Source organism: Chitinophaga sp., from assembly GCF_035761305.1.
In the GTDB taxonomy this organism is placed as follows: Bacteria; Bacteroidota; Bacteroidia; order Chitinophagales; family Chitinophagaceae; genus Chitinophaga.
In genome coordinates this window covers 1-10,316 of sequence record NZ_DASTRI010000115.1, presented here as the reverse complement: position 1 = coordinate 10,316, position 10,316 = coordinate 1, and the positions used below count along the sequence as shown (strand labels likewise).

General features: G+C 50.6%; 8 protein-coding genes and 1 tRNA gene. 5 read left to right on the top strand and 4 right to left on the bottom strand.

Annotated elements, in window-relative coordinates; all coding sequences use genetic code 11:
• From VFS25_RS10010 to VFS25_RS09995, 4 genes are all read left to right on the top strand, one after another.
• Window positions 1-432 (top strand): LemA family protein (locus tag VFS25_RS10010; RefSeq protein WP_326461998.1); only part of this gene is annotated, 432 nt, incomplete at its 5' end.
• 116 nt (window positions 433-548) lie between these two features.
• Window positions 549-1,004 (top strand): TPM domain-containing protein, encoded by a 456-nt coding sequence (locus VFS25_RS10005; protein ID WP_326461997.1) that lies wholly within the window; start codon window positions 549-551, stop codon window positions 1,002-1,004.
• Window positions 1,001-1,777 carry a TPM domain-containing protein gene (locus VFS25_RS10000; protein WP_326461996.1) on the top strand — a complete coding sequence of 259 codons (777 nt, stop codon included), beginning with the start codon at window positions 1,001-1,003 and terminating at the stop codon, window positions 1,775-1,777. Before VFS25_RS10005 ends, VFS25_RS10000 begins: the two co-directional genes overlap by 4 nt.
• A gap of 26 nt (window positions 1,778-1,803) precedes the next feature.
• Window positions 1,804-2,751, top strand: a complete 948-nt coding sequence (locus tag VFS25_RS09995) for a hypothetical protein (protein WP_326461995.1) — start codon at window positions 1,804-1,806, stop codon at window positions 2,749-2,751.
• A 6-nt stretch (window positions 2,752-2,757) separates the two neighbouring features.
• Here VFS25_RS09995 and VFS25_RS09990 read toward each other — a convergent pair whose 3' ends face one another.
• The 4 genes from VFS25_RS09990 to gap form a co-directional block, all read right to left on the bottom strand.
• On the bottom strand, window positions 2,758-5,844 hold the full coding sequence (locus VFS25_RS09990; RefSeq protein ID WP_326461994.1) for a two-component regulator propeller domain-containing protein: 3,087 nt from the start codon (window positions 5,842-5,844) through the stop codon (window positions 2,758-2,760).
• 275 nt (window positions 5,845-6,119) lie between these two features.
• Window positions 6,120-7,379, bottom strand: coding sequence for a C4-dicarboxylate transporter DctA (dctA, locus tag VFS25_RS09985; protein ID WP_326461993.1), 1,260 nt, complete (start codon window positions 7,377-7,379; stop codon window positions 6,120-6,122).
• Window positions 7,380-7,620: 241 nt separating this feature from the next.
• Window positions 7,621-8,817 carry a phosphoglycerate kinase gene (locus tag VFS25_RS09980; protein WP_326461992.1) on the bottom strand — a complete coding sequence of 399 codons (1,197 nt, stop codon included), beginning with the start codon at window positions 8,815-8,817 and terminating at the stop codon, window positions 7,621-7,623.
• Between the two features lie 106 nt (window positions 8,818-8,923).
• Window positions 8,924-9,940, bottom strand: a complete 1,017-nt coding sequence (gap, locus tag VFS25_RS09975) for a type I glyceraldehyde-3-phosphate dehydrogenase (RefSeq protein ID WP_326461991.1) — start codon at window positions 9,938-9,940, stop codon at window positions 8,924-8,926.
• Between the two features lie 141 nt (window positions 9,941-10,081).
• On the opposite strand from gap, the gene VFS25_RS09970 reads away from it, so the two are divergent.
• A tRNA-Glu gene (locus VFS25_RS09970) sits at window positions 10,082-10,153 on the top strand.
• Window positions 10,154-10,316 lie beyond the last annotated feature (163 nt).

Here is a 10,316-nt window from a genome sequence, read left to right as displayed (position 1 = left end):
ATCCCCAACCTGGTAAGCACTGTAAAAGGCGCTGCCAACTTTGAGCAAACCACGCTTACCCAGGTAATTGAGGCCCGCGCCAAAGCCACGCAGATTACAGTAAACCCTGATGACCTTACTCCTGAAAAGATACAACAGTTTCAACAGGCGCAAGGCCAGCTTAGCACTGCACTCGGCCGCCTGCTGGCAGTAGCGGAAAGCTATCCCGACCTGAAGGCGAACCAGAACTTCCGCGACCTGCAGGCACAGCTGGAGGGTACTGAAAACCGTATTACCGTTGCCCGCAACGATTTTAATGAAGCCGTGAACAGCTATAACAGTTCTGTACGCACTTTCCCGAACAATATTATCGCGGGCATCAGCGGTTTCCAGCAGAAAGGATATTTCCAGGCGCAGCCCGGGTCCGAGAATGCGCCCAAAGTACAATTCTAAGCAGGTTGGCTGCCATCCCGGTTCCCTTGGGAACCGGGTACTCTTTGCGTTACAATCAAAGAGCAGCTGCCGGCCGGTACCTGCAGGGGCAACGTTTTATGTAAATCGTGAATCACATGCGTTTATTCCCATTTGGCAAAAAAGAGCTTTTACAGGAGGCTGACAAAGACCGGCTGGTACAGGCCATCCGCGCGGCGGAAAGGCTTACCAGCGGCGAAATAAGGCTGTTCGTGGAAAGCCGCTGCGCCTATGTGGATCCCATGGACCGTGCGCAGGAAGTTTTCCTGATGCTGGGCATGGATAAAACCCGGCAGCATAACGGCGTACTGCTGTATGTGGCCCTGAAAGACCGGCAGTTTGCCATCCTGGGCGATAAAGGCATTCATGAAAAAGTAGGTGATCATTTCTGGCAAAAAGAAGCGCATCTGCTAAAGATCCATTTTTCCCACCAACGAACGGTGGAAGGTATGGAGGAATGCATCCGCGAAATAGGCGAAACGCTGCAGGCGCATTTCCCCTACTCCGCCGGCGATGAAAATGAGCTGCCGGACGATATTATTTTCGGAAGATGAAGCGTATACTATTTATGAGGTTATTTTGCTGGTTATGGTTAAGTATATTACTGGTTACAGGCCTGCGCGCCACGGCGCAGGAAATTCCGCCCAGGCCCAACCCTCCGCGGTTGGTGAACGACCTGGCAGGCGTGCTGCTGCGTGAAGAGGCCGATGCGCTGGAAAGCAAGCTGGTAGCTTACGACGACAGCACCTCCACCCAAATAGCCATTGTAACGGTTAAAACCACCGGTGATTATGATGTAAGCGAAGTAGCGTTGAAAATATTACGCAACTGGGGAGTGGGACGCAAAGAAAAGAATAACGGCCTGGTAATACTGGCCGCTATTGAAGACCGCAAAGTACGTATTGAAACAGGGTACGGGCTGGAAGGCGCCATACCCGATGCCATTGCCAACCGTATTATAGACCAGATCATAGTGCCCAACTTCCGCGAAGGGCATTACTACCAGGGCTTTGATGAAGCAGTAGATGCGCTGGAAAAGGCGGCAGCGGGCGAATACAAAGGCATTCCCCGCTCCAGGAAAAGTGGTGGAGGCGGCGCTATTTTTGTGATCATTGTTATTATCGTCATTATCCTGTCTATTATCAATAACCGCCGTGGCGGTAATACTACCATCAGCCGCAGGGGCTGGGGTGGTTTAGGCGGCTTCCCCATAGGAGGCGGCTGGAGCAGCGGCGGTGGCGGTGGATGGTCGTCCGGAGGCGGTGGCGGCTTTGGCGGGTTTGGCGGCGGCTCAGGCGGTGGCGGCGGCGCCAGCGGCAGCTGGTAACCGGTTTATGTTGAAAAATCAGAGCCATGTCTTATATGCATGTTCTTAACGGCGATGCTACCCTTACCTTGTTCCGGCAAAGCGGTATCCCGGGAGAAGTAGTGGTATGCCGGGAAATGATGTGCGAAGGCAAAGTAAAATGCACCAACGATATGGCGGCGTTTTTTGAAACCCGCTCCAAACACCTGGAATACCATTACGGTATCGACAAACAAACCTATTTTTCAAATGTGGTTAAAGAGCTGGAGAAGCTGAAAACTGCCGGCGACTATGATGAAATAGTACTGTGGTTTGAGTTTGACCTTTTTTGCCAGATCAATTTACTGTTTATACTCCATTACCTGCGCACACAGGTAATACGCCTTCCCAAAATAAGCCTGGTATCTATTGACAACCACTCCGAAGTGCCGGAGTTCAGGGGCCTGGGCCTGCTAATGCCCTACCACCTCCCTGCCCTGTTGCAGGAGCGCGTAACCCTGCAGGAAGAAGATCTGCAGCTGGCCGCGCGTGCCTGGCAAGCCTATTGCCAGGGCGACCCGCCTGAGCTGGAGGCTATTAGTAAACAAAGCACACCGCGGCTGCCTTACCTGGGCCCGGCGCTTGTTGCACACCTGCAACGCTTGCCCGCAGTGGAGAACGGGCTGAATGCCATTCAAAGCTATTTCCTGAGAAAGCTTTCTATGAGCAGCCTGCGCTGGTACGACCTGTATGCGCAGTTCTGGGAAGATATGAAGATCTATGGCTTTGGCGACTTTCAGCTGGATATTTACATACAGCGCATGCGCAGCGCCGGCATGATAGAACAGCAGGATGTAATGCTATCCATCACCAACCTGGGGCGTGAAGTGCTCAACAACGAAGAGAACTTTACAGATTATATTTCCCTGAAGCACCGCTGGCTGGGTGGGTTACGGCTAATGCACAGCCCCTGGCGATGGGACGGAAAGCTGAAGCATGTGGTACGGGTGGAGTAAATTAAATCAGTCTTCCACCAGCGGAAACCACAAGTTAACCCGGGTGCCGCAGGGCCGGCCTTCGGCATCATACAGGTCTTCAATATTAAAAGAGGCGTCTACATTAAAACGGCTGTTGTACAGCGACAGCCGGTCGCGGGTAATCTGCAAACCGCGGGAGGCATGGGTATAGCCGCTTTGCTGCTTAAGCGCTGCCGATCTTTCCCGCCCGATACCATTATCTTCTATTGTACACAGTATACGGTCCTGCATTTTAGTAAAGGTAAGCAGCAGCTTGCCCTGCTCATCTTTTTTATGCAGCAGCCCATGCCAGATGGCATTTTCTATAAACGGCTGAATGATCATGCTGAGTATTTCCGTAAAATCCGCATCTATGGCCGGGTCTATGGTAATCTTATAATCAAACTGGTCTGCAAAGCGCAGCTTTTCCAGCTCAATATAATTCTCCAGCATGCTTACCTCTTTGGATATAGGAATAGTGTTTAGCTGTGAATGATCCAGCACGCTGCGTATAAGGCGCGCAAAGCGGTTCAGGTAGGCCAGCGCCTGCTCTGTTTCGCTCTTCATCATAAATGTTTGAATGGAGTTAAGCGCGTTGAAAATAAAGTGCGGGTTCATTTGTGCGCGCAGCGCTTTCATTTCCAGCTGCGCCATGCGTTGCTGCATCAGCGTTCTGCGCCTTGCCTCTTTTTTTATAAAATAAATGCGGGCGCGGAAATAAACGTAAATAAGCGCTACTGCCAGCAGCAGTATAAGTATGCGGAACCAGGCCGTTTGCCAGAAGGCGGGCTTAATATTAATGCGCAGCACCGTAATGTTGTTGGATAAGGTACCGGCGGTGTTTACGCTGCGCACTTTGAATGTATAATTGCCGGGCGGAAGGTTGGTGTACTTGGCCATCAGCAAACCCTGCGCATTTACCCAATCCTCATCAAGCCCCTGCAGCTGGTAATAGTACCGGATTTTTTCGTGATGATACTGCAGGCTCTTAAACTCAATAGAAATAAAGTTCTGCCGGTGAGAGAGGATAACCGGCTCCCGGTTATTGACAGCATCCTCTATCTGTATACTGCTGTCGAGCGCTTTAAGGGCCAGTATGCTTACATCCGGCGGGGGCGGCGCTACCTGCAGCACCGCAGGGTCAAAGGCTACAAAATGGTCAGAGGCGCCTACCAGCAAACGCCCGTCCTGCAAGGGTAAAATACGGCGCCGCACCTTACGGTTGTTATCAACAATATTATCGTTCTGTACAAAAGTTTCGAGGCTGAATGTGCTGCAGTTAAACCGGTAAAATCCATATTCCGTAGTAAGCCAAACACCGTCCTTACCATCGCTGCGCATGCTTAGCACCCATTCATCAAACAGCAGGCCGTTTACCTTCAGCGGCCTTGCTGTATGCCGCAGGCTGTTAAACACCCACAGGCCATGGTCGGTACCGGCAATAAGCGTAGTATCATCTGCCCGGTACAAGCCGGAAATATTGTCTACCGTCAGCTGCCCGTGCCTGAAGCTTTCCCTGGCTACCTGCCGGCCGGTATAACGGTTAAACAGCAACAAGCCGGCGGTGCTGGTTGCCAGCCATAGCAGGGAATCGTTCTGCGGCACTATATCCATAACAGATGTTTGCCGTTGCAGGCCTGCCAGCAGCAGCGGGTAAGCCTGCGCCGTTTTCGTATGCGGGTTCCAGTGAGCCAGCCCTTTTTTGTACAGCCCTATCCACACAGAGGTATCACTTTTTACATATATGCTCATTAACGGCTGGTCCTGGAAAGCGCGCGGCCTGTAATGGGCAACAAACTTCCCCTGCCGGGGATCAAACTCTGATAAAAAACCGTTCTCCTGCCCTACCAGTACATGTCCGTTCATCATTTCGGCAAAGCTCCATACAAGGCTGCGGGGCTCCGGCAGCTTATATGCAGGATCTCCCACGCCATGCAGGAAATTTTGTTTGAGTCCCAGCCGGGCATTAAACCAGCTGAAGCCATTGCCCCAGTAACCTGCAAACACGTCGCCGCTGCGGGTTTGCAGCAGGTCTGTTACCTCTGCGCGGGGCAGGCGCAGGGGGGTGCCGTTAAACACCGTGCGGTGGTCCATCATACGAAAGGTGCGGTTATGCAGGCTAAGTATGTTCACACCCAGGTCCGTACCTATCCATAAATGGCCTTCACGGTCTGTTAAAAAGCAGTTGGTTTCAAAGTTGTAGTGCAGCCCCAGGTCGTCATCATTTTCTGCGCAGATGTTTATAGAAAATTTCTCCTGGGTATTATCAAAGCGGTATATGCCATTGCGATCAGTGGCTATCCAGATGTTGTGATCCAGGTCTGCCACAATATCAAACACCTCGCCTACCCGGTAAGACTGCAGCCGGCGGCTTACGGGATCATAGCAATACAGGCTTTGCCCACGGGCGGCTATCCATATACGGCGGCGATAGTCGATATAAAATTTGCGTACGCTGGTGGTTATATTTAAAACAGGCAGGTGCTGCGGGTTATTTACCGCGCTGTATAAATGCCGGCGCTGCCGGTCAAGCAGGTAAATACCATGCTCCCCGCTGATCCACAGTCCGCCTTCATGATCTTCTGCAATAGCGCTGCTCATTTGCACGCGGTCTGCTTCCGGTACTGCATTGGCTTTTTTAAACATGCCCTGGCGCTCGTCAAAACGCAGCAGCCCCTGTTCGGTGGTAACCCATATTACGCCTGCGGCATCTTCCACAATGCGGCTGCATTGAATGCCGCCCCGCGTAGTGGCAGGTACATCTATCTTTAACGGCTGTGTATTGCCGGTGGCCGGGTCATAGAACTGTATGTTATCCGGCGCTCCCATCCAGATGCGGCCTTTACGGTCTTCACACAGGCAAATATCATCATAGTAAATAGTGCCGGGTACATGGTCAAAGTTGGCTACTGTCACCAGGTTACTGCCATCGTAACGTTGCAGGGCGGTGCTGGCTATCCAGATAAACCCTTTACGGTCCTGCAGAATGGCAGATACGTGATTGCTGGCCAGTCCCCGGCCCAGGTTCAGGTGAGAAAATTTGTAAGATGCGTGCGGCTCCTGCGCCTGCAGCGGCAAAGCCGTAATAAGCATACAGAGTGAAATATACCATGCCATACGTGCCGGCATTGCATTGCCAGGGATATGTTCCAACCATTTAAACACGTTCACTCACTTTGTCATTTACAGGATTATTTATGCGGTATGTATCTGTATATTCCTTTCAGCATACAGGCTGGTGCTCCATTATTGCCAACGGCAGGATATATAGATCTTCTTTCGTGGATAGCATCCAAATTGTTGTGTCCGTAACGTTACGGCAAGATACGATTTCAGCGCTACTTGGCAGGTATAAATGTTCGGTACAGCTACAGTACGGGCGCACTGTTACCGCTAATGGCGGCCCGGTAACGGGCTTCATCAAACTCCTTTTCACTTTTAGCTACCACAATAGTAGCTACGCCATTGCCTATAAGATTGGTGATGGCCCTTGCTTCCGACATAAAGCGATCCACCCCGATGAGAATGGCCAGCCCTTCTACCGGTATTACCTTAATAACCGTAAGCGTGGAGGCCAGCACAATAAACCCGCTGCCGGTTACGCCGGCAGCGCCTTTGGAGGTAACCACCAGTATGCCAATGATAGTAAGCTCCTGCCCCAGGGAAAGATGGATGCCGAACACCTGCGCCAGGAATATAACAGACATGGACAGGTAAATGCTGGTGCCATCCAGGTTAAAGGAATAACCGGCGGGTATTACCAGCCCTACTACGGAACGGGAGCAGCCCAGCTGCTCCAGCCGCTCCATCATGCCCGGCAGGGCCGACTCTGAGGAAGAGGTGCCCAGCACCAGCAATATTTCGTTCCTTACAAATTTCAGGTACTGCCACAGGCTAAAGCGGTAAAAGCGCGCAATACTGCCCAGCACCAGGAAAATAAACAGGAACATGGTAAGGTATACGCACAGCATGAGCTTAACGAGGGGAATTAAAGCGCCGGCGCCAAAATTACCGATGGTGTAAGCCATGCCGCCAAAAGCGCCCAGGGGCGCCAGCAGCATCACCACCTTCAGGATGTTGAAGAATACCTGTGCAATGCGGTCGAAAGTATGCAGCAGCGGAATGCCGGCATCTTTCATACGGCTGATGCCATAGCCGAACAGGATGGCGAATACCAGCACCTGTAAAATATCGCCTTTGGCAAATGACTCAAATACATTGGAAGGCACTATGTGCAGGATAAACTCTCCCCAGTTCATTGCTGCCGCCTCTTTCTGAAATTTTGCGGCAGCGGCTACGTTTGCATGCGTAAAAGCCACGCCGTGCCCCGGTTTCACGCTATTGGCCACTATAAGCCCGATCACGATGGCCAGGGTGGTTACGATCTCAAAGTACAGCAGCGCCTTACCGCCTACACGGCCTACCTTTTTCATATCGCCCATACGGGCAATGCCCAGCACAATGGTGAGAAAGATGATGGGCGCTATCAGCATTTTTATGAGGTTAATAAACACATCGCTGATCAGCTTACCAGTACCGGCTATACCGGGAAACAGCAGGCCGCCTATAATACCCAATATAATGGCTACTACTACCCAGAAATAAAGATGTTGGTAGAATTTTTTCATAGTCTACCAAAATACAAATAAAGTTTGGGACAGGGTGGGCGTTTCATGCAGCTGCGCCCAAACAAAAACAGGGGCCAACCGGAAAGCATGTAAAATGTAAAATTTCAAATACTGAATGTAAAAGTTAAATGCCGCCAAACCGGCTATAGTGCCATGTTAGCCCGGTTTTACCTTTACATTTCAGATAATGATTTTACATGCTTTCCGATCAACCCCTGTCTATATAAATAGCTTCTTCTGCTTACGCCTTTACAGCTGCAATACCGGGCAGCTCCTTTCCTTCAAAGTATTCCAGCATGGCGCCGCCGCCGGTGGACACATAGCTTACTTTGTCGGCCAGGCCAAACTGGTTCACTGCGGCTACAGAGTCGCCGCCGCCTACCAGGGAGAAAGCGCCTTTTGCCGTAGCGCTTACAATTGCATTGGCCACGGCTTTTGTACCTTTCTGGAAGGCTTCCATTTCAAATACGCCCATAGGCCCGTTCCACAGGATGGTTTTAGACTGGCCTATTACTTCGCTGAACAGCTGTATAGACTTTTCGCCTATGTCCAGTCCCATCCAGCCGGCGGGAATATTGTCGTTAGATACTACCTGGGTATTGGCATCTGCGGCAAATTTGTCGGCTGCCACAGAATCCACGGGCAGCAGCAGGTTTACGCCTTTTGCCTTTGCCTTCTTCTCCAGCTCAGTGGCCAGGTCCAGCTTATCGTTCTCCACCAGGGAGTTACCGATTTCATTACCGCGGGCCTTCAGGAAGGTATAGGCCATACCGCCGCCAATGATAATGTTGTTGGCTTTTTCCATCAGGTTCTCGATGATCAGTATCTTATCGCTTACCTTGGCGCCGCCCAGGATGGCGGTAAAAGGCCGTTCTGCATTATGCAGCACTTTTTCCGCGTTGCTTACCTCTGCTTCCATCAGCAGGCCAAACATACGGGCCGGCGCCGGATAGTACTGTGCAATTACAGCGGTAGAAGCATGTGCGCGGTGTGCGGTGCCAAAGGCGTCATTCACGTACACATCGCCCAGTTTGGAAAGCTCCTGTGCAAATGCGGCGTCGCCTTTTTCTTCCTGCTTGTGGAAGCGCAGGTTTTCGAGCAGCAGCACCTCACCCATTTGCAGGTTGGCGGCGGCTTCTGTTGCTTTAGGACCTATGCAGTCTTCTGCAAACTTAACGGTTGCGCCATTCAGCAGGCTTACCAGGTGGTATACCAGGTGTTTAAGGGAGTACTTTTCTGTAGGGCCGTCCTTGGGGCGTCCCAGGTGCGACATCAGGATCACGGCGCCGCCATCGTTCAATATTTTTTTGATCGTGGGCACGGCTGCACGCATACGGGTATCGTCCGTGATCTCGTATTTATCGTTCAGGGGCACGTTAAAATCCACGCGCACCAGGGCTTTATGGCCTTTGAAATTATAACCGGAAAATTTACTCATAACAAATCCATTGAAAACGTGAGGGGAGAAAAATGTGAAAGGTGAAAAGTGAAAGGTGAATACAGATTTCACGCTTCACTTTTCACCTTTCACTATGGTAAGATTATTATTTGCTGATCAGACCTGCAAAGTACTTAACGGTACGTACCAGCTGAGATACGTAGCTCATTTCGTTATCGTACCAGGACACTGTTTTCACCAGCTGTGCATCGCCTACAGTAACAATCTTGGTTTGTGTGGCATCAAACAGGGAGCCGTAGTGCATGCCTACGATGTCGGTGCTTACGATCTCGTCTTCGTTATAACCGAAAGATTCGTTGGCGGCAGCTTTCATAGCAGCGTTCACTTCTTCTACGGATGTTTTCTTAGACAGGATGGTTGTTAATTCTGTTAAGGAACCGGTGATGGTTGGTACGCGTTGAGCGCCACCGTCCAGTTTACCTTTCAGCTCAGGCAGTACCAGGCCAATAGCTTTGGCGGCGCCGGTGCTGTTGGGTACAATGTTAGCGGCAGCAGCGCGGGCACGGCGCAGATCACCTTTGGGGTGCGGAGCATCCAGAGTGTTCTGGTCGTTGGTATACGCGTGAATGGTGGTCATCTGACCGGCCACAATACCAAAAGTATCGTTCATTACCTTAGCCATGGGGGCCAGGCAGTTGGTAGTGCAGGAAGCGCAGGAGATAACGGTTTCGCTACCGTCCAGTGTTTCGTGGTTTACGTTGAATACGATGGTTTTCAGATCGCCGGTAGCAGGTGCAGAGATTACTACCCTTTTAGCGCCGGCAGCCAGGTGCGCTTCGGCCTTTGTTTTATCTGTAAAGAAGCCGGTGCACTCGATCACAACATCAATACCATGGTCTTTCCAGGGAATCTGGGAAGGATCCCGCTGTGCATATATTTTTACTTCATCGCCATTAACGGTGATTGCATTTTCAGATGATTTAACTTCTGCGTCAAACCTACCCTGCGCGGAGTCGTACTTCAGCAAATGCGCCAGCACTTTGGGGCTGGTAAGATCATTGATTGCTACCACATCAATACCGGGCATTTTGTAGATTTGGCGGTAAACCAAACGGCCGATACGGCCAAAGCCGTTAATACCGATTTTAAGATTCGTTCCCATTTTACACTGTTGATTTGAATTGAAAAATAGAGATGCGAATTTACAAGCAATACAGCTATTAATCAATATAAATTTGGGTTAAGGAAATTTATTTTGGAAATATGCCAGGAGGTATTACCTTTGCAATCCCAAATTGTATTTGCCGCGTTGGTCAAGGGGTTAAGACGCATCCCTTTCACGGATGAATCACGGGTTCGATTCCCGTACGCGGTACTTTGAAAGTCGCTGTAATGGCGACTTTTTTGTTTTTAGCTTCAAATATGATATTTACTTTTAGTAAAGATTTGCCCGGTGACTTTCAGGAAACCCCTATAATTATTTCAGGACAGGCATCTTTTGACTATCACAATGGCTGAAAAGACTTTGTTCTGGCAGA